This window comes from Streptomyces thermocarboxydovorans (genome assembly GCF_039524635.1).
GTDB classification, from domain to species: Bacteria; Actinomycetota; Actinomycetes; order Streptomycetales; family Streptomycetaceae; genus Streptomyces; species Streptomyces thermocarboxydovorans.
In genome coordinates this window covers 46,346-69,269 of record NZ_BAAAGU010000009.1, presented here as the reverse complement: position 1 = coordinate 69,269, position 22,924 = coordinate 46,346, and the positions used below count along the sequence as shown (strand labels likewise).

36 protein-coding genes are annotated in these 22,924 nt (G+C 70.2%); 33 read left to right on the top strand and 3 right to left on the bottom strand.

What is annotated here, in order from left to right:
• The first annotated feature begins 224 nt into the window (after positions 1-224).
• The 10 genes from ABD198_RS06110 (at position 225) to ABD198_RS06065 (ending at position 5,608) form a co-directional block, all read left to right on the top strand.
• Positions 225-986 carry a DNA-methyltransferase gene (locus ABD198_RS06110; protein WP_343998345.1) on the top strand — a complete coding sequence of 254 codons (762 nt, stop codon included), beginning with the start codon at positions 225-227 and terminating at the stop codon, positions 984-986.
• A 76-nt stretch (positions 987-1,062) separates the two neighbouring features.
• Positions 1,063-1,890 carry a DNA adenine methylase gene (locus tag ABD198_RS06105; protein WP_343998344.1) on the top strand — a complete coding sequence of 276 codons (828 nt, stop codon included), beginning with the start codon at positions 1,063-1,065 and terminating at the stop codon, positions 1,888-1,890.
• Positions 1,891-1,963: 73 nt separating this feature from the next.
• Positions 1,964-2,248, top strand: coding sequence for a hypothetical protein (locus ABD198_RS06100; RefSeq protein ID WP_343998343.1), 285 nt, complete (start codon positions 1,964-1,966; stop codon positions 2,246-2,248).
• Between the two features lie 55 nt (positions 2,249-2,303).
• A complete protein-coding gene (locus tag ABD198_RS06095; RefSeq protein WP_343998342.1) occupies positions 2,304-3,230 on the top strand; it encodes a hypothetical protein in 927 nt (308 codons plus the stop codon).
• On the top strand, positions 3,227-3,403 hold the full coding sequence (locus ABD198_RS06090) for a hypothetical protein (protein ID WP_343998340.1): 177 nt from the start codon (positions 3,227-3,229) through the stop codon (positions 3,401-3,403). Before ABD198_RS06095 ends, ABD198_RS06090 begins: the two co-directional genes overlap by 4 nt.
• Entirely contained in the window at positions 3,400-3,651 is a 252-nt protein-coding gene (locus ABD198_RS06085) for a helix-turn-helix domain-containing protein (RefSeq protein WP_343998339.1), read from the top strand. Before ABD198_RS06090 ends, ABD198_RS06085 begins: the two co-directional genes overlap by 4 nt.
• A 115-nt stretch (positions 3,652-3,766) precedes the next feature.
• Positions 3,767-4,099 (top strand): FDXHR family putative zinc-binding protein, encoded by a 333-nt coding sequence (locus ABD198_RS06080; RefSeq protein WP_343998337.1) that lies wholly within the window; start codon positions 3,767-3,769, stop codon positions 4,097-4,099.
• 124 nt (positions 4,100-4,223) lie between these two features.
• Complete coding sequence (locus tag ABD198_RS06075) at positions 4,224-4,400, top strand: hypothetical protein (RefSeq protein WP_343998336.1); 177 nt, start codon at positions 4,224-4,226, stop codon at positions 4,398-4,400.
• A gap of 27 nt (positions 4,401-4,427) precedes the next feature.
• On the top strand, positions 4,428-5,060 hold the full coding sequence (locus ABD198_RS06070; RefSeq protein ID WP_343998335.1) for a hypothetical protein: 633 nt from the start codon (positions 4,428-4,430) through the stop codon (positions 5,058-5,060).
• A 77-nt stretch (positions 5,061-5,137) separates the two neighbouring features.
• Positions 5,138-5,608, top strand: coding sequence for a DUF4429 domain-containing protein (locus ABD198_RS06065; protein WP_343998334.1), 471 nt, complete (start codon positions 5,138-5,140; stop codon positions 5,606-5,608).
• A gap of 90 nt (positions 5,609-5,698) precedes the next feature.
• On the opposite strand, the gene ABD198_RS06060 is transcribed toward ABD198_RS06065, so the two are convergent.
• Entirely contained in the window at positions 5,699-5,848 is a 150-nt protein-coding gene (locus ABD198_RS06060; RefSeq protein WP_343998333.1) for a hypothetical protein, read from the bottom strand.
• Positions 5,845-6,606 carry a helix-turn-helix domain-containing protein gene (locus tag ABD198_RS06055; protein WP_343998332.1) on the bottom strand — a complete coding sequence of 254 codons (762 nt, stop codon included), beginning with the start codon at positions 6,604-6,606 and terminating at the stop codon, positions 5,845-5,847. Before ABD198_RS06055 ends, ABD198_RS06060 begins: the two co-directional genes overlap by 4 nt.
• Before the next feature lie 510 nt (positions 6,607-7,116).
• Here ABD198_RS06055 and ABD198_RS06050 point away from each other — a divergent pair.
• The 17 genes from ABD198_RS06050 (at position 7,117) to ABD198_RS05970 (ending at position 17,240) form a co-directional block, all read left to right on the top strand.
• Complete coding sequence (locus ABD198_RS06050; RefSeq protein ID WP_343998331.1) at positions 7,117-7,593, top strand: DUF6907 domain-containing protein; 477 nt, start codon at positions 7,117-7,119, stop codon at positions 7,591-7,593.
• Positions 7,590-7,859, top strand: coding sequence for a hypothetical protein (locus ABD198_RS06045; protein ID WP_343998330.1), 270 nt, complete (start codon positions 7,590-7,592; stop codon positions 7,857-7,859). The genes ABD198_RS06050 and ABD198_RS06045 overlap by 4 nt, the downstream gene beginning before the upstream one ends.
• Positions 7,859-8,071 (top strand): hypothetical protein, encoded by a 213-nt coding sequence (locus ABD198_RS06040; RefSeq protein WP_343998329.1) that lies wholly within the window; start codon positions 7,859-7,861, stop codon positions 8,069-8,071. Before ABD198_RS06045 ends, ABD198_RS06040 begins: the two co-directional genes overlap by 1 nt.
• A gap of 172 nt (positions 8,072-8,243) precedes the next feature.
• Entirely contained in the window at positions 8,244-8,426 is a 183-nt protein-coding gene (locus ABD198_RS06035) for a hypothetical protein (RefSeq protein ID WP_343998327.1), read from the top strand.
• Between the two features lie 40 nt (positions 8,427-8,466).
• On the top strand, positions 8,467-8,706 hold the full coding sequence (locus ABD198_RS06030) for a hypothetical protein (RefSeq protein ID WP_343998325.1): 240 nt from the start codon (positions 8,467-8,469) through the stop codon (positions 8,704-8,706).
• A gap of 50 nt (positions 8,707-8,756) precedes the next feature.
• Complete coding sequence (locus ABD198_RS06025; RefSeq protein ID WP_343998324.1) at positions 8,757-8,945, top strand: hypothetical protein; 189 nt, start codon at positions 8,757-8,759, stop codon at positions 8,943-8,945.
• Between the two features lie 87 nt (positions 8,946-9,032).
• A complete protein-coding gene (locus ABD198_RS06020) occupies positions 9,033-9,308 on the top strand; it encodes a hypothetical protein (RefSeq protein WP_343998323.1) in 276 nt (91 codons plus the stop codon).
• 144 nt (positions 9,309-9,452) lie between these two features.
• Positions 9,453-9,611 (top strand): hypothetical protein, encoded by a 159-nt coding sequence (locus ABD198_RS06015; RefSeq protein WP_343998322.1) that lies wholly within the window; start codon positions 9,453-9,455, stop codon positions 9,609-9,611.
• A gap of 100 nt (positions 9,612-9,711) precedes the next feature.
• Positions 9,712-9,915 (top strand): hypothetical protein, encoded by a 204-nt coding sequence (locus ABD198_RS06010; protein ID WP_343998321.1) that lies wholly within the window; start codon positions 9,712-9,714, stop codon positions 9,913-9,915.
• Between the two features lie 17 nt (positions 9,916-9,932).
• Entirely contained in the window at positions 9,933-10,142 is a 210-nt protein-coding gene (locus ABD198_RS06005; RefSeq protein ID WP_343998320.1) for a hypothetical protein, read from the top strand.
• A gap of 41 nt (positions 10,143-10,183) precedes the next feature.
• A complete protein-coding gene (locus ABD198_RS06000) occupies positions 10,184-11,329 on the top strand; it encodes a hypothetical protein (protein ID WP_343998319.1) in 1,146 nt (381 codons plus the stop codon).
• Between the two features lie 18 nt (positions 11,330-11,347).
• Positions 11,348-13,450, top strand: coding sequence for an FtsK/SpoIIIE domain-containing protein (locus ABD198_RS05995; protein ID WP_343998318.1), 2,103 nt, complete (start codon positions 11,348-11,350; stop codon positions 13,448-13,450).
• 209 nt (positions 13,451-13,659) lie between these two features.
• Positions 13,660-14,115: a hypothetical protein gene (locus ABD198_RS05990; RefSeq protein WP_343998317.1), complete on the top strand. Its 456-nt coding sequence runs from the start codon at positions 13,660-13,662 to the stop codon at positions 14,113-14,115.
• A gap of 145 nt (positions 14,116-14,260) precedes the next feature.
• Positions 14,261-14,488, top strand: a complete 228-nt coding sequence (locus ABD198_RS05985; protein WP_343998316.1) for a MerR family transcriptional regulator — start codon at positions 14,261-14,263, stop codon at positions 14,486-14,488.
• A gap of 118 nt (positions 14,489-14,606) precedes the next feature.
• Entirely contained in the window at positions 14,607-14,987 is a 381-nt protein-coding gene (locus ABD198_RS05980; RefSeq protein ID WP_343998315.1) for a phage tail fiber protein, read from the top strand.
• Between the two features lie 13 nt (positions 14,988-15,000).
• Positions 15,001-16,116 carry a hypothetical protein gene (locus ABD198_RS05975; protein WP_343998314.1) on the top strand — a complete coding sequence of 372 codons (1,116 nt, stop codon included), beginning with the start codon at positions 15,001-15,003 and terminating at the stop codon, positions 16,114-16,116.
• Positions 16,113-17,240: a hypothetical protein gene (locus ABD198_RS05970; RefSeq protein WP_343998313.1), complete on the top strand. Its 1,128-nt coding sequence runs from the start codon at positions 16,113-16,115 to the stop codon at positions 17,238-17,240. Before ABD198_RS05975 ends, ABD198_RS05970 begins: the two co-directional genes overlap by 4 nt.
• On the opposite strand, the gene ABD198_RS05965 is transcribed toward ABD198_RS05970, so the two are convergent.
• A complete protein-coding gene (locus tag ABD198_RS05965) occupies positions 17,218-17,487 on the bottom strand; it encodes a hypothetical protein (RefSeq protein ID WP_343998312.1) in 270 nt (89 codons plus the stop codon). The two genes, ABD198_RS05970 and ABD198_RS05965, sit on opposite strands and share 23 nt — an antisense overlap.
• Here ABD198_RS05965 and ABD198_RS05960 point away from each other — a divergent pair.
• The 6 genes from ABD198_RS05960 (at position 17,486) to ABD198_RS05935 (ending at position 22,923) form a co-directional block, all read left to right on the top strand.
• Positions 17,486-17,812 (top strand): hypothetical protein, encoded by a 327-nt coding sequence (locus ABD198_RS05960; RefSeq protein ID WP_343998311.1) that lies wholly within the window; start codon positions 17,486-17,488, stop codon positions 17,810-17,812. The genes ABD198_RS05965 and ABD198_RS05960 overlap by 2 nt on opposite strands.
• Before the next feature lie 417 nt (positions 17,813-18,229).
• A complete protein-coding gene (locus ABD198_RS05955; RefSeq protein ID WP_343998310.1) occupies positions 18,230-18,448 on the top strand; it encodes an HNH endonuclease in 219 nt (72 codons plus the stop codon).
• 140 nt (positions 18,449-18,588) lie between these two features.
• Entirely contained in the window at positions 18,589-19,053 is a 465-nt protein-coding gene (locus tag ABD198_RS05950; protein WP_343998309.1) for a phage terminase small subunit P27 family, read from the top strand.
• Between the two features lie 19 nt (positions 19,054-19,072).
• Positions 19,073-20,734, top strand: a complete 1,662-nt coding sequence (locus ABD198_RS05945) for a terminase large subunit (RefSeq protein ID WP_343998308.1) — start codon at positions 19,073-19,075, stop codon at positions 20,732-20,734.
• 4 nt (positions 20,735-20,738) lie between these two features.
• Entirely contained in the window at positions 20,739-20,969 is a 231-nt protein-coding gene (locus tag ABD198_RS05940) for a hypothetical protein (RefSeq protein WP_343998307.1), read from the top strand.
• A 1-nt stretch (position 20,970) separates the two neighbouring features.
• Entirely contained in the window at positions 20,971-22,923 is a 1,953-nt protein-coding gene (locus tag ABD198_RS05935) for a phage portal protein (RefSeq protein ID WP_343998306.1), read from the top strand.
• Position 22,924 lies beyond the last annotated feature (1 nt).

Genomic DNA, 22,924 nt, shown 5'->3' with positions numbered 1-22,924 from the left:
GTGCCCGACCCGTCGGCTACGTCCTGTGCCCGGCGGGCGCGAGGTGCCCTGCTGGCCTGCGCGCCGTCTTCCCGCCGCTCGCGAACGGACGCCTCCCGATGCACCGCGACGTGTTCAACCGGGCCTGCCCGGGCGCCCGCAAGAAGCCGACCACGCCGCCGCTGCAACTGCGCCCCGCCGCTTCCTGACCGGCCATCCGATCCCACCACACGAGAGGCACCACCGTGACCACCCCGTACTGGGAAGACCCCGACACCGGCCTTCAGCTCTACCTCGGCGACATGCGGGAGATCCTGCCCGCGCTCGGCCTGAAGGCGGACCTCGTGGTCGCCGATCCGCCCTACGGCGAAACCGCGCTGGACTGGGACCGGTGGCCCGACGGCTGGCCCACCCTCGCTGCGACCGTCGCCTCGTCGATGTGGTGCTTCGGCAGCATGCGCATGTTCCTCAACCGCCGCGACGAGTTCACCGACTGGAAGCTCAGCCAGGACATCGTCTGGGAGAAGCACAACGGCAGCGGGTTCGCCGCCGACCGCTTCAAGCGCGTCCACGAGATCGCCACCCACTGGTACCGCGGCGACTGGTGCGACGTACACCACGAAGTACCCACCGAAAGGTCCGGGCGGCGTGGCGGCGGTGAAGGCGGAGTGCGCGCAACGGCCACGGCTCGCGAGCACACCGGGAAGATCGCAGCGAAGACGTGGGACGGCTCCGACGGCATCCGACTGCTGCGGTCCGTCGTCAAGGTCCGATCGATGCACGGTCGCGCTCTACACCCGACGGAGAAGCCTCTCGGCGTCCTCGACCCGCTGATCCGCTACGCCTGCCCGCCCGGCGGTCTGGTCGTCGACCCGTTCGCCGGCAGCGGCAGCACGTTGGACGCCGCCCGCCAGACCGGGCGCCGCGCCATCGGCATCGAGGCGAACGAGAAGTACGCGGAAGCCGCCGCCCGCCGCCTGTCCGCGCTGACCCTGCCAGCCGCATGACCACAACACCGGCCGCCCCCGCGCCTATCGGGGGCGGCCAGCCCACCCAGTCCACCACAACCACCCGGAGCAGCACATGACCACCGCGGTCCGATCGCCCATCCCGTACTTCGGCAGCAAACAGCGCATAGCCCCCTGGATCGTGTCCCTCCTGCCCCCGCACGAGCACTACGTCGAGCCCTACGCCGGCGGACTCTCCGTCCTCCTCGCCAAGCAGCCCTCCCGCATGGAAACCGTCAACGACCTCGACGGCGAACTGATGACCTTCTGGCGCGTCCTCCGCGACCGGCCCACCGAGCTGCTCCGCGCCTGCATGCTCACCCCGCACTCCCGTGCCGAGCTCGCCGCCACTTGGGACCCGACGGAGGACGACCTCGAGCTGGCCCGCCGCATCTGGTGCCGCCTCGCCCAAGGCCGCTCCGGCACGCTGCGCAACACCGGCTGGCGGCACTACATCGACCCGGCCGGCTCGGCCACGTCGATGCCCGGCTACCTCGAGGCCTACGCCCAGCGCCTCGCCGCAGCTGCAGAGCGCCTCCACGGCGTCTCACTGGAGTGCCTGCCCGCGCTCACCCTGATCGGCAAGTACGGGGCCCAACCGGACGTGCTGCTGTACGTGGATCCGCCGTACCTCGGCACGACCCGCCCGTGGTCGAACTACCGGCACGAGATGAAGACCGAGGAAGAGCATCGGGAGCTCGCGGCCGCGCTGGCCGACTGTCGAGCCGCGGTCGTCCTGTCCGGCTACAGCAGCCCGCTCTACGACGAGCTGTACGCCGGCTGGCACCGGTACACGCAGGCGTCGATGACCGGCAACGCCAAGACCGACAAGGCGCGGACCGAGGTGTTGTGGTCCAACCGGCCGCTCGGCAATCAGCTCGACCTGTTCACCGCCACCGCCTAGCCGTGACCACACCGGCCGCCCCCGCGGCAATCAGGGGCGGCCGGCCATCCGATCCCACCAGAAAGGCACCACCATGACCACCAGCCCCGCCCACGGCCTTCCCGACTACCTCGTCGCGTACCTGGCCCAGCGCGACGCCCAGCGCGCCAACGCCGTGGCCGACGTCCTCGGCGCCCTCACCGACCGGGAGCGCGCTCTGATCAAGGACGCCGCCGTCATGGGCTATGTCCGGGGCCGCATGCACCCGGACAGCGAGGCGCACCCCAAGGACAGCGCGGTCCTGGCCGAGGTGATCGACGCCTGCCTCGCGCACCCCGACCTGTACCCGGCCGTCGCCGCCGTCGCCGCCCAGTCCTGACCTGACCCGTTCGGCCGCCCCCACCACGGGGCGGCCCCACCACCCGGAGACCACGATGACCAACCAGACCACCACCGCCGAACTGCCCGCCTGGGAAGCCCTCTACGAACCCGGCAACGTCTCCACCTACCTCATCGGCTACGCCAACGATCAGGACGCCGCCACCGGCATGGCCGAAGCGTGGATGCGCTCGCAGGCCGAGGTGACCGGACGCCTGGAGTGGGTGGACGACACGCAGATGGCGACCGGCCGCTACGACCGGTGGTTCGAGCTGATCGAGTGCCACGGCGACGGCGTGGACACGGGGACGAGCATCGTCGTGCGGCGTCGTGTGGCCGACGACCCGGCGCCCGCCGCTGTGTCTGCTGCCGTGGCCCCACCCACCACCACGACCCACGGCCTGTCCGTGCAGCACGCCGACGCGTTGTGGGACGCCGTCGCCATCCCCGGCCCGCGCACCGCCACCTACCCCGAGCAGCACGAGCGGGTATGCCGGGCCGTCCGGGAGATCCTCGACGAGCTGACGCCCGCCCGCGCCGACGCGGTGCTTGCGGTGCTGCCCGAACCCGCCGACCGGGCCGCCATCTACGCCGAGGTCGCAGAGCGCCTCGCCACCGACGCGGAACAGGGCGACAAGGACGGCCTCACGCGCATCTACCGCCGCTCTGCCGCGAAGCAGGTCCGCGAGTGGGCCGACCGGCTGCGCCGCATGGCCGACGAGACGGCAACCGAGCACCGCCCCGCCGTCTCCCGCTGGCGCGTCGAAACCCTCGACAACCTCGCCAACGAGTGGGCGCCCGGCACCGGCTGGCCCGTCCGCGCCCTCGCCGTCGAACGCTTCGACGCGATGAACGCGCAGGCGCCCCGGTGGAAGGACGGCACGCCCGTAACCCGCCGTCTGGTCCGCGAGACGACCACGTACACCGTCGAGGCCGAGCACCAGCCCGCCGCCGGGGCGCGGCAGGACGGAGCCGAGTCGTGAGCCGCCGCCCGGTCCGCTGGATCCCCGACGACGGCAGCGCGGCGATCCTCACCGCCTACGCCCGCCGCCGCGAACCGTTGCGGTCCGTCCTGCGTCGCGCCCTCCGGCTCCTCGCCCAGGCCGACGGCCTCCTGGACACCCGCGGACGCATCAGAGGCGGAGGCCGGCCGTGAGGGGCCTGACGGTCCGGCAGCGGCAGGTGCTGCTCCTCGCCGCCGCGGGCTACACGAGCGAGCAGGCCGGCCGCCGACTCGGCATCCACCGCAACACCGTCGACCGGCACCTGCAGGAGACCTACCGGCTCCTCGGCGCCCGCGACCGCACCCACGCCGTCGTTCTGGCGATCTACCACGGTCACATCAGCCTCGCCGACATCGCCGCCATCGCCACCGCCACCCACACCCTGGAGACCGCCGCATGAAGCTACCAGCGAGTTAACTCCCTGAGTCGTCGAACCCCCCACCCAAGGCAATCCACCTTCACCCCCACACGACAGGCCGTCACACGCGAGCCCAGGCGCCGAATCGGAGGCAAAAATGCCCACACCCAACACCCCACTCCCGCCCAACGCCCTCCGCCACCCCAAATGCGGCAACTGGTGGACCGGCCAGACCCGCGCCCACTGCCCCGCCTGCTGCCGCACCTTCAGCTGCGACAGCGCCGCCGACAAACACCGCGTCGGCCGCCACGGCATCGACCGCCACTGCGTCGACCCCGCCACCGTCGGCCTCGTCGCCGTCGACAAGCCCTACGGCGTCCTCTGGCAGAACCCCGGCGGCGACCCCTGGTTCAACGGCCCCAGCATCCGCGAAGCCGCCGCCGACGACCGCCGCTGGTGGACCGACAAACACGCCGGAGACAACCAGTGACCGGCGCCCTCATCCTCGCCGCCGTCTTCGCCGTGGCCCTCGTCGCCGCGCCGCTCCTCGCCTGGCACGACCACCGCGTGCTCGCCCGCAAAACCGCCGCCCGCCAAGCCCGAAAGGACCAGCCGTGCCCCAGCCCGTCGACTGCGACCCCACCTGGACCGACACCCCACCCGGGCAGCGCGAGCGCACCCCCACCGGCACCCACCTCCGCCACGTCGAGATCCACGACATGACCGGACAAGCCCGCCTCGTCGACCTGTGGAACGCCGAAACCGTGCCCGTCAACGACCAGTACCTGTAACACCCCACCGCACCAAGGAGAGCCGCCGTGAACGACGCACCCGCCCCGGCCTGCACCATCTGCGGCAACCACCTCTACACCGACGAACTCCAACACCAGGCCTGCCGCCCCTGCACCAACCGCGTCGACCACAACCTCGCCGCACTCGCCGGGCGGCGCGGGCTCTACGCGCGCCTCACCCACCACCTCCGCCCCGGCAGCAGCAACAACGGCCCCGCCGTCTCCGGCAGCCGCACCGCCCCGCTACCCGTCCGTCTCGAGCCGCTCTCCCTCGCAGCCCGCGGCGGCGTCGTCACCATCCTCCAAACCTGGCTGGTCGACTGGCATGACCTGCTCGGCTACCGGTACCCCCGCTGGGAAGGCGACCTCCAGCAGCAGTGCGACCAAGCCGTCCACCGGCTCCGCACCCTCCTCCCATGGGCCGCCGAACAGCACGGCGCCTTCGCCGAATTCGCCCACGAGATCGCCCAGCTCCGACGCCAATGCGAAGCCGCCACCGGCGGCGAAAAGCCACCCCGCCGCGTCCCCGTCCAATGCGGCTGCGGACAGATACTCCGCGTCACCCTCGACACCGCCGGCATCCGCTGCCCCGCATGCGAGACCCAGTACGGACACAGCGAAGCCCTCCAACTCCCCCTCGCAGAAAGGCGAGCGGCATGACGAAGCCCCGCCCGGAATCCACCCGGGCGGGGGCTTTCCCATGCCAGAATGCCGCCCTCGCACCAAAAGGGGGGACCTTGATCCACGCCAAAGGCCACAACGGGCAAGTCCACTTCGACGGCCAGTACGTCACCATCACCCGCCGCGGCTTCCTCGCCCGCGTCACCGTCGGCAAAGGCGAAAAACGCATCCACATCAGCCAGATCAGCAGCGTCCAATGGAAGCCCGCCGGACCCTTCGTCAACGGGTTCATCCAGTTCAGCGCCGCCGGCGGCAACGAGCGACGCTCCCGGTTCGGCAGCCAGACCACCAGCGCCGTCGACGACGAAAACTCCGTGATCTTCATGCGGGGCAAACAGCAGACCGAGTTCGAACAACTCCGCACCGCCGTCGAAGCCGCCATCGCCGCACAACACACCCCGCCCTCCGCCGCAGCCGGCACCCCATCGGTTGCTGACGAGCTCGCCAAGCTCGCCCAACTGCACGAACAGGGCATCATCAGCACGGCAGAACTCGACCAGCAGAAACGACGCCTCCTCGGCGGATGAACGCCAAAGCCCCCATGTCGAAACGTCGACATGGGGGCTTCATGCTGCGCTCAAACGCGGGACGCCTCGAGCGGCGCCGGCGCCGGCGGGCTACTGCTCGGGCGACTCCTGCCACAACTGCGCCGCCAGAAGATCCACCTCATCCTGAGAGAGTCCCGGCTTCACCGCGATCATCATCCGCGTACCGTCCGGAAGCGTCGCCTGGCGCATCTCCACCTCTGGCGGTGTCGCTTCGTTCACTCGGGCCTCCGGCTGTACTTGGCGATCGTCTTCTGGTTGGTCGACGAGTCTTCCAGCCTCAGTTCCCACGGTCCGGTGTTCATGTCGAAGTCCTTGCCGAACCCCACCCACTTGCCGGCCATGCGGCGGCCGGTCGGCTCGATGAGCATCTGGATGGCGCCGTGATAGCGGGCGCCCCTGTAGTAGCCGTCGGTGGCGGTCTGCTCCACCCACGTGCCAGTCACGACGCCGCCATCGACGGTGAGGTCCATGGTCAGTGGCGAGTTCGGGTTCGACGAGGCTTCGGGCAGCGACCGGACGGTGAGCCGGTTCCCGTGCTGGAGCACGACCACGTAGTGCAGGCCGACGAAGCTTGAGTTCCGGCCGCTGGAGAAGTACTCGTACTTCGACAGCCAGACGCCGGAGTAGTTGGCGCGCGGGTTGATCTTCGGGCTGGCTGCTGCGTTCGGTGGAGCGACGCCCTCGGGTGAGGGGTGTACGTCGTGTCCGCCGGCGCCGTCCTCGGCTACGCGTGCCATGGCAGGGGAGGCGAAGCCGAGGCTGTCGATCGGCATGCCTGTGACAGCCTCAAGCGCGCGGGCGTACCGAGGGCTCGGGACCGAGATGGCCCCTGACTCCCATCGCTGCACAAGGCGCTTGCTGGCTTCGAGCTCGTAGCCAGCTTGCTCGCCGGCCTCGCGGAGTGCTGCGGCGAAGTCGTCCTGGCTCAGCATCATCGAGATGCGCACGGCCCGGAGTGTGGTGTTCGGGGTCGTCATGCATCCACGTTAGCCGGATGACGCCTCAATGTCGCCTTACATGTCGTCGCGGAGCGTGCGCGCAGGGTGTCATCGTGGGGGCATGACCGATCAACCATCCCCTTGCGGGATACCTCCTCCGCTGCCTGCTTTAGGTGGACGCGGTGGCAGTTCATCCGTGTCGTGCACCAGCCACCTCAAGAACGCGTTGATGTACGCGGTCATGGTCGCCTCCTTGCCGTCGCCCATCGCCTCGACTGCCGCCTTGGCGCGCTCGTACACGTCGGGGTCAGGGCGGTATGTGCGTGCTCTTCTCAGGTGGACTCCGGCTGGCATGGCGAAATCTTCGCACAGTGGATTGCCACGGTCTAGAGAAGCCGCTACGTTAGTGGAGTGCCACTCGGGCCGCTCCACCGGTCCCGATGGGACACCTGTGCTGCTCCACCAGCACACACAAAACAAAACGGGCCGACACCGCGACTCCACTCGCAGGCCGGCCCTCACCACGAGGAATCTCTGAAGGGTCCCCTCATGGCTATGCAGAAGTCTACCCAGGACAACCTGGGTACCGTCGCCGCCTTCCCGGCGGTCGCGCCGGGCCTCCACCTCGCCCCCGTGGCGATCGGCGCCCCCGGCCCCGAGCAGAAGATCGTCTTCGTGCCTTGTCCGGACTGGTGCACCACGAACCACGTCTCCGAGTGGGTCCACTTCCTGGAAGACCTGGACCACAGCGGTGAAGAGTTCGCGGTCCACGTCCCCTCGTTCTTCAACGGCGACAAGCCCGTGTACACCCTGACGGCGTCGATCGGCTGCGACTCGATGTCGAAGGACCCGCAGATGCGTGCCGCGCATGTCATCGTCGGCGACCAGGGCAGCGTGGACGCCTACCTGACGCCGGACATGGCGGACGAAACGGCAGCCGGCCTCGAGCGCCTGGCGGCCAAGCTCCGCGAGAACGCCCGCACTGCCCGCCTGCACAACCAGCACGCGGCGGAGGTGGCGGCATGAGCACCCCCACCGCCCCGCTGCCGCCGGCCGCTCTGGCCGCGGTTCGTTCGCTGGAACTGCGGCTGGCCGTCCCGGCCGATGTTGCCCGCGCGGTGTCGGTGCAAGAGGCGGCCTCGGCTCGTGCGGCCAGGCTGTCGGATCTGGCCGCGGCCGGCCGCATGTCGGACCTGGACGCCGACTCTCTGGCGCACGCCGAGGACCTGATCGCCGGTGCCCGCGCCACGCTCGCCAAGGCGGGCCGCCTCGACCTGATCGGTGGTGCGTGATGGTGTCGCGTATCGAGCTGGACGAGGCGGACCGCCGGGCTGTTGAGCGGGCTCGGAGGATGCTCGCCGAGTCGGAGCCGTCCGCCGCACCCGAGGACGCTGCCGCCTATGAGGCGTGGTGTGCGGACCGGGTCGGGAGGCTGCTCGCTGCGGTCGACATGCTGCTGCAGGTCGTCGACCAGGGCGGCTCGTTCGGGAGGCGCGGTGACTGACGCCGAGCGTGAGGCGCTGCGCCAGAAGGTCCGCGAGGCCAACAAGCAGTCGAAGCAGCGGCCCCGCTAGCCCCCACCCTTTCTATGCCGCCGCGCCGGCGGGGATGACGTTCCCCCACGGCCTCCGCCGGCGCGGCCTTCAACCCTTCCTCTCTCTGATCTTGGAGTTCCCATGCCTTCTTCCGGCCGTGAGCCGAGCCGTGCCGACCTGGATCGGGCCTACACGAACGTCGCCGAGCGCCTCCTGGATGTGTCCGCGCAGGCGGACGCCGAGGGCAAGCCGGCTGTCGCGGAGGCCGCGCTGGCCGCGGCGGAACGGGCGCTCGTGAAGCGCAGCAAGCTGCGGCGCCGCTGACCCCAACCCCCCTCCACTACTGCTTCGAAAGGGCACGCCCATGTCCCCCTTCCTGTTCTCCGCCGATCACGCCCACTCCGACTTCGGGCAGTGGTTCCGGTCGTCGGTGACCGTCGCCGAGGCGCTCACGCTGTCGATCTCCGAGCTGTTCGCCGAGTACGCGGAGGCCCGTCGGTCGGGCGACCCGGCGCGTATGGCGGCGGTCCGCGAGTACGCGGCCGGCCTGGACGACTCGCTGGTCGACGAGCTGGCCGGCTTCGACTACCCGGCGGCTGCCTGAAGGCGCCGGCCACCACCCCCTGTTCATCACCTGTCTGAGAGGAGCCCGTGATGGGCCTGTTCTCCCGCAAGCAGTCCGCCCCGAAGGCCGCGGCCGTGGACATGGATGTCGCCCGACATGCCGGCGAGGCCGTGAACCGCGGCGATCTGGATGAGGCGAAGCGCCTCGTCGACGCCACCAGCGACCCGCGGGCGCACGCGTTCGCGTCGTTCCGGTTCATCGACGTCGAGGACGACTGACCTCCCCTGGTCCGCCGCCGCGCGGGTCGTCTACTCCCCGTCCCCGCGCGGCGGCACCCCCACCCCTTTCCTTGAGAGGAGCCCGTTATGGATGACCTGACTGCACTGCGTGTGGCTGATGCCCGGGAGCTGATCGCGGCGGTGGATGCCGCGGACATCACCAGCCCGGACCTGCCGCAGCGGACCGCGCTCGACCTGATCGCCCGGCTGAAGGTGACGGTCGACATCCTCGCCCGCCACGCCGAGACCCAGCAGCGGTTCATCGGTGACCTGCGCGGCCAGATTCGCCGGCTGGCGGACGAGAAGGCCCAGGTGTGGACGCAGCTGGCCGAGCTGGAGGAGCAGGCCCAGCAATCGGCCTGACCTGCCTTAGCCCCGGTCCGGCCGATCTCGGGCCTACGCCGCGAAGGCAGACCGGGGCACGCACCACCCACCTGATCACCACCCGAGAGGAGCCCGCCATGGGCCTTCAAGAAGACCGCCGAGGAGAAGGCCGCGATCGCCGAGATGAAGGCCGCGGACCGCCGCCTGAACGAGAACTCCGACCGCGAGCGCCGCGCTGGCATCCGGCACGAGACGCCCGAGTACCAGCGCCTCAACCGCCGCGCCAACGAGGCCGCCGCGGAGGTCTCGTTCTGGCACGGCGGCACCAAGCGGGGCCGCTGACCCACCCAGCCCCGGTCAGGCCGTGATGGTGCCCGATCGAATCGGGCCCGGGGCGCCACTACCGACCAACGAATCCGCCCGACCCCTTGGAGAGGTCGCCATGCTCCGCATCGTCTTGTGGGCGCTCGCCGCCCTGTACCTGCTGCTCGTCGGCCTGTGGCCGGCCGCCGCCGCACCCATCGGCCTCGCAACCGCGGGCGCGGCCGTCGTCATCGGCCTCATCCCCGCCCCCGTGCTTGCACTCGCCGCCGTCGCCGTGTGGCTGAAGTACCGGCCCGCCCCCACCAAGCCCGCCACCGCCTGAATTGAGAGGAGCCCGTCATGGGCCTGTTCACCCCGAAGTACCCGAAGTCCGACACCCCCGGCGCCATCAGCAAAGCCAGGAAGGCGGAAGAGGCGCGGCGAGCCAATGCCCGCATAGAGGCCGCCCTGGCATCCATGGAGCGCACGTCGAGGGAGATCGAACAGCGGCGCGCCGAACTGCGTGCCAAGTGCCCTCTGTCCAACCACGACCGCTGCCTCAGCCACTGATCTCCCCGGCCGCCTGAACCCCGAAAGGACTACCGATCACCGTGAGCAGCTGGTTCGAGGAGCGCCGCGCCGACAAGGTGGCGGACGCCGAGCAGCGGCGCCTTGATGAGGAGCATCGCTCCAAGCTGCGCCGCGAGGAAGCCCGCGAGGCGAAGAAGGAGAAGCGGGAAGAGAAGGCGCAGCGCCGCCGCGACAAGGCAGCCCGCCGCCAAGCCCGCGCCGCACGCCGGGAGAAGTCCCTCACCCCCGGCAACGTTTACCGGCGCGGCACCCTCGCCCTCGTCGCCGCGTCCGCCCTGGCGTCGCTGCCCGCGCAGATCATGCACTTCGTCACGATCTCCGCGATGCTGCTGCCCCTGCCGTTCGCCCTTGAAGGCGCCGCCTGGGTGATGGCCGCCGGCGTCGCCTACGCCGACGAACGCAGGCTCCCGGCCTGGGTGCGGTGGCTGCTGCGCGCCCTGTGCCTGACCGCCGCCGGGTTCGCCGCGTGGATCAACTACGACTACGGGCGGCACACCGCCGCATCGGTCGGCTACGGGCTCGCCGCGGTGTCCCTCCTGGGGCCGCTGTTCTTCGAAGTCCGCCAGTGGGTGACGACGCTGTCGTTCGATGCGGCCGAGAAGAAGCGCCGCGCCCAGGAGAAGGACCGGGCCCGGCACGAGAAGCAGCGCCGCAAGGACCACAAGACCGTCGCGCAGATCGCCGACCGACTCGTGTCCGCAGCCCCGTTCGGGCAACTCACGTTCGAAGAGGCGTGGGAGCGGGCCTGGGCGATCGTGCACGGCACGACCGACGGGTGGATGACGCCGGACCTGCACGCGCTGGCAGTCCGCTCCGCCGCTGCCCTGGCCGCCGCGCAGGAGCCCGCGCCGGTCGACGAGAAGACGATACGGCGCCGCATCCTCGACCACCTCTGGGCGCCCGCCAGCGCCCCCGCCAAGCCGCTGCGGTACGTCCTGCCGACACCCGCCACGACGGCACTCCGAGTGACGAAGAAGCCGCAGGTCGTTACCGATCTCCCCCCCTCCGCCAAGGCGCCCTCCGAGAAGCCGAAGAAGGCGGGCCGCAGGCAGCCTCCTCCGCACCGTCGGACCAAGGGGGACAGCGTCCCGTTCCACCCCATCGTCGCCCCCCTCGCCGCCGACACCGCCCGCAAGCACGCCACCGTCAACGGCCACCACCACTGACCCGCCGAAGGACACCCCGTGAGCATCGAGACGACCCCCAGCAGCGCCCCCGACCCCGAGTGGGAACGGCTCGTCGCCGGCTACCAGAACAGCCCCGACAAGACCCCCGCCGCGCCCCTGCCCGCGGCCGTGGACCTGATGGGCGACACCCCCCTCACCCCCGCCTGGACGAAGACCCGCAGCGGCTGGAAGAACCGGGCCGCCCTCGGCCGCATCAACACCACCCGCGGCTTCCGTAAGTGGCTGCGCCGGCAAGGCACCGAGCACGGGCACGCCGCCCAGATCTACCGAGGCGCCGCCCGCGTCACCGTCTGGGTCCGCGGCGTCGAAGGCGTCGAGGTCGCCAAGGCCAAGCACGAAGCGCGCCGAGCACACAAGGAATACCGGCAGGCGCAGTGGGCCAACGGCAAGCGGCTCATGCCCGGCAGCGTCAAGGACAAGCTGGCCAGGGAGATGGACAAGGCCGCTGAGGACTCCGAGCGGGCCATGAACAAGTACCGCAAGGCCCGCAAGGACGCCCGCACCCTGCAGTCCCTTCGTGCCGCCGCCGCCATCACCCCGCTCGCCGCCATCGAGAGCGCCGGCCTGTACGTGGGTGGCGGCCCCGGCGGGATCATCGCCGCTGGCCTCACCCTCACCGGGCTCGCCCTCATCGGCCGCCGCACCACCACGGGCGAACTGTGGTCGGACCGCGACGCGAAGATCGGCGACGGTGACCGGATGACCGAGACCATGCTGAACCGCGTCTACCGGGATGCCAAGGTCATCGGCTCCGACGACGTACTGAAGCTGACCACCCCATGCACCCTCACCGCCGACGGCAAGGCATGGCAGGTCGTCTTCCAGCTGCCGTCCGGCATCCCCGCGAAGAAGGCGCTCGGCTCCCGCGAGGGCATCGCCAACGGGTTCGGGGTGTCCGTGCAGCAGGTCCACCAGACCCGCGGCGACCGCGAGGACACCATCCACCTGCGGGTCTCGCTGAAGCTGCCGTTCTCGTCCAAGCCGACCCGCGGCCCGCTCCTCGAAGCCGAGCGGGCCAACCTGTGGAAGCCCATCCGTATGGGCGTCAACCTGCGAGGCGAGGAAGTCGTCACCTCGTGGGTCGAGCGGTCCGGCCTCTTCGGAGGAGAGCCCGGCTCCGGCAAGTCCGCCGCGGCCAACGACCTGCTCCTCGCCGCCGCGCTCGACCCGACGGTGCGCATGTACCTCGCCGACGGCAAGGCCGGCGCCGACATCACCCCGTTCGAGCCCATCGCCACCATGTACGACACCGACGGCGACCCCGAGAAGCTTCTCGAGATCCTGCAGCACATGTGGGATGTCGAGATCAAGGAGCGGCGGGCCCTCGCCAAGGAGCACGGGTCCCGCAAGCTGACCGAGGCGATGGCCGTCGTCGACCCGCGGGTCTGCCTGGCCGTGCTCCTCGTCGACGAGTGGTCCTCATACGGTGCGGCAGCCGACCAGAGGACCAGGCAGGAGATGGAACGGCTCCTGCGGCTGATCGTCCAGCAGGGCCGGGCGCTCGGCATCATCACGCTGGCGGCCACGCAGAAGCCCGACAGCGACTCCGTGCCGACCGGCATCCGCGACATCCTGTCCATCCGGTGGGCGATGCGCTGCCTCACCCCGCAGGCGTCCGACACCATCCTCGGCCAGGGCTATGCGGCGGCCGGGCACAACGCGCAGGACATCCTCAAGTCACAGCGCGGCGTGGGCATCTACATGGACGGCGAGGGTGCCGAGCCGGAGCTGGTCCGCGGCGACTACTACGACGACGAAGAAGTCGCCGTCATCCTCGAGCGCGCCTACCGGCTGCGGCAGGAGGCGGGCACGCTGCCGCTGGGGCCGCTCGACCGGCTGCGGGCCGCCGACACCGACGGTTCGATCCTCGCCGACCTGCTCGACCTGTACGACGCGGGCGTCGAGATGCTGCCCGCATCCCGGGTCCTCGAGGGGCTCGCCGAGGCCGGCCACACAGTCACCGCGGACCGGCTCGCAGCGTTGGTGCCGCGCACCGATGACGAGAAGCGGCGGCAGGACATCGACGGCAGCAGGGTGTCCGTCTACCCGCTCACCGCGGTGCGCCGCGCGGTGCTCGACCGGTACGGAATCACCGCCTGACCCCGTCCAACCCCCGTCCAGTGCACCGGTTTGCACCGGTATGCACCCCGTCAGACCCCCGTCCCGGCTACCGCAACCCCGTCCAGCCGGGACGGGCCCAGCACCCCAAAGACGGGCCCCCGTCGGGCCCTGACCAGCGCAAACACACCCCATGACGGACCCGATGACGGCCCTAAACCCACCCAAACCGAACAGGAGATTCGACCACCATGACCACCCTGCCCGAGCCGACGCCCACCGCCCCCGCGGCCGGGCAGGCCCACAACCCGCTCACCGACGCCGTCATCCGCGCCGCCGTCGAGAACGCCATCCACGAATCCCGCCGCGAGAGCACCGCACCCCCCGCCCCGCAGCCGGGCCGGCCCCCGATGTCGCAGAAGGCCGTCGACACCAGCACGGTCCTGCTGTCCGCGTCGGTGGCGACGATCCCGCCCGGCGCCATCACCATCGGCGTGACGCTCGCCTCCGGCTACGCGGACCCGGTCGTCATCGGCATGATCTGCGCCGCCCCGGCCGCGCTCGCCGTGCCGATCCTCGCCATCGCCAAGCTCGTCCGCGGCGCCAAGCCCGAGCCGGCAGTGCACCAGCACTTCCACGGGCCCGTCACCCACCACACCACCCACACCGAGAACCGCGGCGTGTGGGCCAAGAACATCAACCGGTAGGCGTTGACCCACGTTGGCTGACGCTTGCTAGTTGATCGCTGAATCTGTAATCTGCCAAGTCGATGGTGGAACACCCATCACAAGAGCACCATGAACCCCCGCCGAGGACATCCCGGCGGGGGCTCTCGCATACCAGGGGGTGGGCATGCCGACATTCCCCAACCCCGAGCTGTACGACCTGTACCTGGACGACCTCGGCGACCTCTGGGAAGCAGCGCGCGTCGCCGGTGTGAAGCCCGGCACAATCCGCGTGTGGGAATCCCGCGGGAAGATCGAGCGGGTGCCGTTCAGCGACGACGGCCAGCCGCTCTACCACCTGCCGACGATCGCAGCCGCCGCCAAGGTCAAGCCCGGCCGGCCCAAGGCCGCCTGAGCGCGGGGCGGGCCGGTCGCCGCCTCGTTGTCCCGCCGCCGGTGCCACCCCGTCCCGGCGGCGGGACCCCCAACCCCGTTGTGCGCCGCGCGGCGCGCCCAGCATTGGAGGAGGCCGCGTGGCCAACCTGACGCTCACCGCATCCAACCAGGTCCTCAACTGGCTGTTCGGCAACGCCGCGACCGCCCCAGACGGCGACCTGCAGGTCGCCCTGGTCACCGCGAACGGATCCGCATCTGCTGCGGGCACCGAGGTCGTCGGCGGATCGTATGCCCGGCAGACGATCACCGTCGCGTCCGCGAGCGGCGGCGCCACCTCGAATGCCAGCGACATCGTGTTCGAGGCCATGCCCGCCTGCACCGTCGTCGGCGTCGAAGTGTGGGACTCGGCAGATACGCCGGTCCGGTTCTGGTTCGGTGAGCTCGACGAGCCCCGCACCGTCATCGCCGGAGACGACCTGCGTTTCACAGCCGGGGAACTCGACTTCACACTGAGCTGACAGGGGGGCGAGCATGCCTCTGCTGTCCACCCTCGTCGACACCTTCAACGACGGCGTCCTGGGCCCCGAGTGGGGCAACAGTTACGGCGGCACCACCGAGACCGGCGGTCGCGCGGTCGTCCCGTGCACCACCGACTATGCGGGCTGCCAGACCGGCTATGCGTGGACCCTCGCCGGCAGCGGCTTCTTCGTGCAGGTGCCCGTCACCCCCGACCCTGACGGGGCCACCGCCGAAACCTATGCGGCCGTCACCGTGCAGGGCACCGTCGAAGGCACCCGCGTCGGCTTCATCATCAACAAGTTCACCGGCAAATTGCGCTGCGTCAGCGAGGTCGGCTACTGGGACGACACCGCCGTCGAGATCGACTACGACCCCGAGGATCACCTCTTCCTGCAGCTGGTGGAGGACGACGGCGACCTCATCTGGTCCACGTCGCCCGATGGGGAGACGTGGACGACGCAGCGCACCCTGGCCACGCCGGGATGGATCGTCACCGATGCGGAGATGTGCGCGCTCGACATGAGCGCCCACCGCGACGGCGGCGACCCCGATACAGCCGAGTTCGACTTCTTCAATACGTTGTCGGACGCCGGGGTGGTCACCGCGTCGGCCACGCTCTCCGCGGCCGCCGCCCTCGATGCCGGAACCCCGGCGCTGGTCGCGAACGCCACAGGCTCCCTCACCGGCGAGACGGCCCTGTCCGGGGTGCTGCGCCTGACCGCGTACCTGTCCGCTTCGCTCACCGCCTCCGCGACGCTCACCGCGCACGCGGGCGCGCCCGCACTCCCGGAGGTGGCGGAATTGGCGGCCGGAGACTGGGACCTGTACATCGAGCAGGGCGCCACCTTTCTGCTCCGGATCGTCGTCGACGACGATCCGGAGTTCACGTGGGACGGGTGGACGGCGCGCTCGCAGATCCGCTCCGAGGCGTCTGAGCGCGGTGATCTGCTGCTGGATCTGACGCCGTATCTGACGGTGGACGGCGGGGAGATCCGCATCCAGGTGCCCGCCTCGGTCACCGAGACCCTGACCCGCAACGGCAGGTGGGATCTTGAGGTCGTCAACGGCTCCACCGTCGTCCGGCTGCTTAACGGGCGGGCGATTGTTTCGCCGGAGGTGACCCGGTGAGGATCCGAGTCATCGGCGAACGCCCCGCCGACAAGATCAGTGTGCAGGGTGTGCAGTCGCGTGTCGTGGCCGTGTCCGCCGGGCTCGTCTCCTCCGTGAACGGTCAGACCGGCGGGGTCACGCTCACCGCGGAGATGGTGGGTGCGGACCCGGCCGGCTCCGCTGCGGCGGTGCTGGACGCGGCCGTGCAGGCTGCTGCGGACGCCCAGGCGGCGGCGATCGACGCAGCCGCCCTCGACGCCACCGCGAAGGTCGAAGCGCACGTGGAGGCGGCCGACCCGCACGGGGACCGCGCCTACGCCGACGCGACCTTCCTGCCGCTCGAGGGCGGCACCCTATCGGGTGGGATCTTCGCCGACCTCGGTGAGCGGGTCCTCTTCGCGAAGACCACGTCGACGACGGAGCACGCGGTCACCATCTACCAGGCCGCCACGTCCGGCTCGTCGGGTGTCGCCCTCAACGTCATCAGCGACAAGCCGTCGGACTCGGCGATGTACCTGACCGGGCACGAGACCGCCCGCGGCACCCTGAAGATCACCCACAAGAACCCGGGGCCCGAAACCAACTCGGACGCCTCAGCAGCGGCCCTGTCGATCGACCTCCAGCGCAACGACATCGGCGGCACGGCAGCGCAGGGCATTGTCATCCTCGCCACCGACGGCGCCACCACCGGCAACCTCATCCTCGCCCGCAACAACGGCCGCGACGACTTCGTCGTCAAAGGCTCCGGCCGGGCAGGGGTCGGTATGAGCATCGGCGAAGTGCCAGAAGCCTCCCTCGAGGTGAAACAGCCCGACACCACGACCGTGGGTCTGGTCGTCACCGGGGCGGCCTCGACGACCTCCGCCCTGTTCCAGACCAAGACCAGCGCGGGGACCGCGACCTTCGAGGTTGGCGCCTCGGGCGCCATCGTCCACCGCGCCGTGTCCTTCTACACCAACTCGCTTCAGTTGGGGTCCACCTCGTCCGACCTCGGCGGCAGCGCAGGCGCCGTGATCAGCATGAAGAACGCCACCACCGCCCCCACAACCAACCCCACTGGCGGAGGAATCCTCTACGCCGAAGGCGGCGCACTCAAATGGAGGGGATCCAGTGGCACCGTCACCACCATCGCCAACGCCTGACCAGCACGGCCTCTACGGCTGCCCGCACTGCACCGACGCCGTCACCGACCTCGACGCGCACCTCGAAACCTGCCAGGCCCACCGCGAACAGCAACTCGCCGAAGCCCGCCGGCTCCTCGCCGAAGAACAACGCCAGCAAGACGAAGCCTGCCGCGCCGAGATCGAAGCCGTACTCGCCAAGTACGGGCGCAAGCTCGTCGTCACCCAGCCGCAGATCACCATCGCCCCCGCGTAGGGAGACCACCATGCCCCGCACCGCCATCTCCGCCATCCAGGCGAGCCGCTCCGGGACGGTACTCCCCGCGGCCACCGCCGGCGACGTCGCCAACGGCAACAGCTGCGCCAACGACGGCCGCGTCATCCTCATCGTCAACAACACCGGCGAGAGCGAGCGCACCATCACTTTCCAGACCGCCGTCTCCGTCGACGGCCTCACCGCGCCCGTGCGCAGCGAGGCCATCCCTGCAGGCGAGACCCAGGTCTTCGGGCCGTTCTCACCCAACGACTACGGCAACCCGCTCGCCTTCAACGTCGACAACGCCGAGCTGACGATCAACGTCATCCACGTCTAGTCCTGGAACGACCCATCCCTGCGGCGCTGGTGGTTGGACAGGTAGTGCCTGCACTGCGGGCAATGCCTGGCAAAGCCGCGCTTCACCATCAGGCTGATGCCGGCCGTGCACAGATGCAGGAAGCCCACAGTCCAGTCCTGCCCCATCCTCGCCATACCCGGCTTGGTGCACGTCGTGCAGTCACGACACCCACTCGCCACGAGAACACCCCCCTCTTCTGGAACCCCCCTGGTTCCTCGAGGAGGGAACGCTAGCGCATGAGGGGAGGCCCGCATGCCAGTAGCGCCACCCACCCGGTGCGGTGCAGTAGGGTGCCATGCCCTGGCCACCAAGCGTGGTCGATGCGATGACCATCAGCCTCAGCCCTGGGCCGGCCGGCCCTCGCCTCAAGAGCGGTACGGGATGAGCAGCGGAACCATGCGCGCACTCAAGCGGCAGGTCATGGTCAGGGACAACGGCTGCTGCTACATCTGCGGCGGCGAGGGCGCCGAGGAGCTGGAGCACAAGGTGCCCATCAGTCGGGGCGGTGCACCTCGCGACCTCGACAACCTGGGCGTGGTGCATGCCTCATGCCATGAGGGCAAGAGCAGGCAAGAGGCCATCGAGGGTGCCAGGCGCGCCCGATCCCGCACCTGATCCTCCCCGGGCGAGGCCGGCCATCACGAGTCGGCTCGGCGACGGGGGAGGGGGAGTCGAAATCGCTGGCGGTGATCGCCGGGGGACCGCCGCGGCCAGTCAGGGAGACGCGTGCTCACATCGCTGATAGGGGGTCTGCCATGGCCAAGGCTGCGGCGCCGGCCGCCCTCAAGCTGATCACCGGCCGTGCCCCGGGCCGGGACTCGGGCGGGCGCAAGGTGGAGCCGGGGCCGGCGTTCAAGCGGGTGCCGCCGAAGCCGCCGACGTGGCTGAGCGCGGAGGCGAAGGCGGAGTGGCGCCGGGTGATCCCGGAGCTGTCGCGTCTGGACCTGGTGAAGGAGCAGGACCGGGCTGCTCTGGCCGCGTACTGCGAGGCGTGGGCGACGTTCGTCGCGGCGACCCGGGTGGTTCAGGAGGAAGGTCTGGTCATCAACGCACGGCAGGGCAAGCTCGCGCACCCGTGTGTGGCGATCGCGCGGAACGCCGGCCGGGAGATGCGGAGCTGGGCGGCTCATTTCGGTCTGACGCCGTCGACCGAGCAGGCCCTGGCGCGAAGCGGGGGCGACGATGGCGAGGAAGCGAACCCCTTCGCCGGCAGCGGCTGAGTCGGGCATCAGTCCCGAGGTGGCCTGGTACATGGAGGAGCGGGGCATCCCGTTGCCGGACTGCCCGCCGCGGTTTCAGACGCCGTCGCCGCGGGAGGCTCCGGGCGCGGTGTTCGACCCGGAGCGTGTGGACCGGGTGCTGCGGGCGTTCCATCTGCTGAGGCACACGCAGGGCAAGTGGGCGGGTAAGCCGCTGGATCCGGATCCGTGGCAGGTGGCGTACATCCTGGCTCCGGTGTTCGGTTACGTCCGCTGGGACGACGAGGCCGAGGGCTATGTGCGGATCGTGCGCAAGCTGTACGTGGAGGTTCCGCGCCGTAACGGCAAGACGACCTTGTCGGGCGGTATCGCCGTCTATCTGATGGCGGGGGACGGCGAGGCGGGCGCGCAGGTGTACGCGGTGGCGACGAATGAGCGGCAGGCGCGGTTCACGTTCGACCCGATCCGGCAGATCGCGGAGCGGGCGCCGGCGTTGAAGGGCAACGTCAAGGCGTTCACGAAGAAGATCACGCATCCGGCGTCGGGTAGCTACTTCACGGTGGTGTCGAGCATCGCGGAGGCGATGCACGGCGCGAACGTGCACGGGGCGATCATTGATGAGCTGCACGTGCACAAGACGCCGGACCTGGTGGAGACGGTCGAGACGGGCACGGGTTCGCGCCGCCAGCCGCTGGTGGTGACGATCACGACGGCGGACGACTCGCGTCAGGGCTCGATCTACGACCGCAAGCGCGGCTATGTGGAGCAGCTGGCGCGGGGCGCGCTGACGGACCCGGACACCTACGGTGTGGTGTGGGGTGCGGACCCGGACGCGGACCCGTTCTCGGAGGACACGTGGCGGGCCGCGAACCCTGGCTATGGGGTGTCTCCGTCGGCGGCGTATCTGCGCGGTGCGGCGGCGGAGGCGAGGCAGTCTCCTGCGGACCTGGCGAAGTTCCTGCGGCTGCATCTGGGCCTGCGGACGAAGCAGGAGACGAAGTACCTGCAGCTGGAGGACTGGGACCGCAACGCGTCGATGGTGGACGAGCAGCGGCTGGCCGGCCGTGAGGCGTATGGCGGGCTGGACCTGTCGGCGACGTCGGACCTGACGTCGCTGTGCTGGCTGTTCCCCGATGACGAGCGCGGCGGGTTCGATGCGGTGTGGCGGGTGTGGACGCCGGAGGAGCGGCTGAAGGACCTGGACAAGCGCACGGCCGGTGAGGCGTCGGTGTGGGTGCGTCAGGGCCTGCTGCATCTGACTCCGGGCAATGTGGTCGATTACGACTTCATCAAGGCGCAGATCGAGCGGGACATGGACGCGTTCGATGTGCGGTCGCTGGGCTACGACCCGTGGAATGCGTCGCAGCTGACGAACGACCTGATGGAGCTGGGTGCTCCGATGGTGAAGGTGCGGCAGGGTTTCGCGACGATGTCGCCGCCGACGAAGGAGTTGCAGCGTCTGCTGCTGGCGGGCACGGCGGAGCGGCCGCTGCTGCGGCACGGCGGGAATGCGTGTGTGCGCTGGCAGGTGGACAACTTCGCTGTGGCGATGGACCCGGCGGGGAATGTGAAGCCGGCGAAGGACAAGGCCGGAGACAAGATCGACGCCGTGGCGGCTCTGATCACCGCGTTGTCTGAGGCGATGACGCGTGAGCAGCCGGTGCGGAGTGCCTACGAGGACGGCGGCCTGGAGGTCGTGTGAGGGGGTGGCCGTCGTGTGGGGCTGGTTTCCGTGGCGCAGGACTGTGGTGCGCAGGCGGGTGGTGGTGAATCTCGCGGACAAGGCGTTCGCGGGGGTGCTGTGGGCGAAGCGGGGTCCGCTGCTGGTGCTGCGGGACGTGACGCTGATGCAGCACGGGGCCGCGGACACGCCGATGGACGGTGAGGTCATCGTGGAGCGGTCCCGTGTGGAGTTCATCCAGGCGACGGGAGGCTGACGTGGCGTTCGTCGTCTCCCAGGGCCGCCTGTCGGCGGTGTCGGTTGCTCCGATGACGGCTCCGGCCGCGTGGGTGCAGCTCGCGGACGGTGTGTACCGCGAGTACGCGCACCTGTATCGGGTTCAGCCGCAGATCCGCACTGTGGTGAGTTTCCTGGCCCGCAATATCGCCCAGTTGGGGCTGCACGCCTATCGCAGGGTGTCGGACACGGACCGGGAGCGGCTGACGGATCACCCGCTGCCGCGGATCCTGGCCGCGCCGGGGGCTCGGCTGACCCGGTACCGGCTGATCGAGCGGCTGGTGTCGGACATTGCGATCTACGACACGGCGTACTGGGTGAAGGTCCGTATGGACCGTGGCGGGGTGGTCGGGGTGATCCCGGTGCCGCCGACCCGGATGACGATCGAGGGCGACAACTGGCTGGAGCCGGAGGAGTTCGTCGTCCATGGTTCGCGGGGTGATTTGAGGCTGCGCCCGGATCAGGTGGTGCATTTTCACGGCTATGACCCGGTGGATCTGCGCACGGGTTCGTCGCCGATCGACTCGCTACGGAGTCTTCTGGCGGAGGAGTTCGAGGCGAACCGGGCGCGCGAGCAGATGTGGCGCAACGGGGGCCGGTTGTCGGGTGTGCTGAAGCGGCCGGCGGACGCTCCGAAGTGGGATCCGGTGGCTCGGAACCGGTTCAAGGAGGGGTGGCGCTCGTACACCCGGGGCGGCGGGACGCCGATCCTCGAGGACGGCATGGAGTACGAGCAGCTGGCGATCGATCCGGCGAAGGCTCAGTACATCGAGGCCCGCAAGCTGACGCGGGAGGAGGTCGCGGCGGCGTATCACATTCCGCTGCCGATGGTCGGGATCCTCGACCATGCGACGTTCTCCAACATCAAGGAGCAGCATCAGCAGTTGTACCAGGACACGCTGGGGCCGTGGCTGCAGATGATCCAGGAGGAGATCGGTCTTCAGCTGATCCCGGATCTGCCGGACTCCGACGGCGTGTACGTCGAGTTCAACCTGCAGGAGAAGCTGCGGGGGAGCTTTGAGGAGCAGGCGCAGCAGCTGCAGACGGCGGTCGGCGCGCCGTGGCTGACGCGGAACGAGGCGCGGGCTCGGATGAATCTGCCGCAGATCGACGGCGGCAACGACCTGATCACGCCGCTGAATGTTCTGGTGGGCGGGCTGGCGTCGCCGACGGACACCGCCGGCGAACTGGCCCCGGGGGCTGTCCCAAAAGCGCAGGGCCGCCTGGTCCTGGTGAAGGCGGGGCGGCCCGAAGGACTGGATGACGCGGACGCTGAACGGCGGCGGTTCGCGGCCGAGCTGCAGGCGCTGACCCAGCGGCACGCGGATGATCTGCTGGCCGGGCCGCCCGAGGACCCCGACGGTGTGCCCGAGTGGTGGGCGCGGGATCGGGATGTGCGGGTGGCGCAGCTGCAGGCGCTGATCGAGCGGCACATGGTGCGGATGGCGCAGCTGGGCGCGTGGGATGTGCTGGAGGAGTTCAACCCGCGTGCCGAGGGCTGGTCGGCCGAGGTGATGGACGCCTGGCTGGCGGCGGCGGCTCTGCATCATGCGGAGCTCCACGACGGGGCGGGCGAGACGGCCGTCGTGGAGGCCGCTGCGGCACCGCCTCCGGTGGAGGAGGGCGGCCTGGCGGCCGGTCTGGCGCTGGCTGCGGCGAGTTGGGTGGCGTCGGCTCTGACCCGGTCGGAGACGGCCGCCACCGAAGCCCGTTCTTTCGGCGGGCACGACGCGGCGGAGGCGTCGGGTGTGGGGTTCAAGCAGTGGGTGACCACGAGCGCGAATCCCCGCTCGCAGCACGCCGCGATGAACGGGGAGAAGGTCCCGCTGGGCGGGGCGTTCTCCAACGGGCTGCGCTGGCCCGGTGATGGACAAGGTGACGCGGCCGAGACGGCGAACTGCCGCTGCCTGCTGACGTACTCGAATTCGGAGTGAC

What these genes read in the sequence shown, in the direction of transcription:
- ABD198_RS05985 (WP_343998316.1), top strand. Translation starts at nt 14,261, where the DNA reads ATGCCGACATTCCCCAACCCCGAGCTGTACGACCTGTACCTGGACGAC.
- ABD198_RS06030 (WP_343998325.1), top strand. Translation starts at nt 8,467, where the DNA reads ATGTCCCCCTTCCTGTTCTCCGCCGATCACGCCCACTCCGACTTCGGG.
- ABD198_RS06040 (WP_343998329.1), top strand. Translation starts at nt 7,859, where the DNA reads ATGGTGTCGCGTATCGAGCTGGACGAGGCGGACCGCCGGGCTGTTGAG.
- ABD198_RS05960 (WP_343998311.1), top strand. Translation starts at nt 17,486, where the DNA reads ATGCCCCGCACCGCCATCTCCGCCATCCAGGCGAGCCGCTCCGGGACG.
- ABD198_RS06015 (WP_343998322.1), top strand. Translation starts at nt 9,453, where the DNA reads ATGAAGGCCGCGGACCGCCGCCTGAACGAGAACTCCGACCGCGAGCGC.
- ABD198_RS05950 (WP_343998309.1), top strand. Translation starts at nt 18,589, where the DNA reads ATGGCCAAGGCTGCGGCGCCGGCCGCCCTCAAGCTGATCACCGGCCGT.
- ABD198_RS05955 (WP_343998310.1), top strand. Translation starts at nt 18,230, where the DNA reads ATGCGCGCACTCAAGCGGCAGGTCATGGTCAGGGACAACGGCTGCTGC.
- ABD198_RS05975 (WP_343998314.1), top strand. Translation starts at nt 15,001, where the DNA reads ATGCCTCTGCTGTCCACCCTCGTCGACACCTTCAACGACGGCGTCCTG.
- ABD198_RS06025 (WP_343998324.1), top strand. Translation starts at nt 8,757, where the DNA reads ATGGGCCTGTTCTCCCGCAAGCAGTCCGCCCCGAAGGCCGCGGCCGTG.
- ABD198_RS05965 (WP_343998312.1), bottom strand. Translation starts at nt 17,487, where the DNA reads ATGGTGGTCTCCCTACGCGGGGGCGATGGTGATCTGCGGCTGGGTGAC.
- ABD198_RS06020 (WP_343998323.1), top strand. Translation starts at nt 9,033, where the DNA reads ATGGATGACCTGACTGCACTGCGTGTGGCTGATGCCCGGGAGCTGATC.
- ABD198_RS06080 (WP_343998337.1), top strand. Translation starts at nt 3,767, where the DNA reads ATGCCCACACCCAACACCCCACTCCCGCCCAACGCCCTCCGCCACCCC.
- ABD198_RS06055 (WP_343998332.1), bottom strand. Translation starts at nt 6,606, where the DNA reads ATGACGACCCCGAACACCACACTCCGGGCCGTGCGCATCTCGATGATG.
- ABD198_RS05990 (WP_343998317.1), top strand. Translation starts at nt 13,660, where the DNA reads ATGACCACCCTGCCCGAGCCGACGCCCACCGCCCCCGCGGCCGGGCAG.
- ABD198_RS06105 (WP_343998344.1), top strand. Translation starts at nt 1,063, where the DNA reads ATGACCACCGCGGTCCGATCGCCCATCCCGTACTTCGGCAGCAAACAG.
- ABD198_RS06100 (WP_343998343.1), top strand. Translation starts at nt 1,964, where the DNA reads ATGACCACCAGCCCCGCCCACGGCCTTCCCGACTACCTCGTCGCGTAC.
- ABD198_RS06010 (WP_343998321.1), top strand. Translation starts at nt 9,712, where the DNA reads ATGCTCCGCATCGTCTTGTGGGCGCTCGCCGCCCTGTACCTGCTGCTC.
- ABD198_RS06035 (WP_343998327.1), top strand. Translation starts at nt 8,244, where the DNA reads ATGCCTTCTTCCGGCCGTGAGCCGAGCCGTGCCGACCTGGATCGGGCC.
- ABD198_RS06050 (WP_343998331.1), top strand. Translation starts at nt 7,117, where the DNA reads ATGGCTATGCAGAAGTCTACCCAGGACAACCTGGGTACCGTCGCCGCC.
- ABD198_RS06045 (WP_343998330.1), top strand. Translation starts at nt 7,590, where the DNA reads ATGAGCACCCCCACCGCCCCGCTGCCGCCGGCCGCTCTGGCCGCGGTT.
- ABD198_RS06005 (WP_343998320.1), top strand. Translation starts at nt 9,933, where the DNA reads ATGGGCCTGTTCACCCCGAAGTACCCGAAGTCCGACACCCCCGGCGCC.
- ABD198_RS06095 (WP_343998342.1), top strand. Translation starts at nt 2,304, where the DNA reads ATGACCAACCAGACCACCACCGCCGAACTGCCCGCCTGGGAAGCCCTC.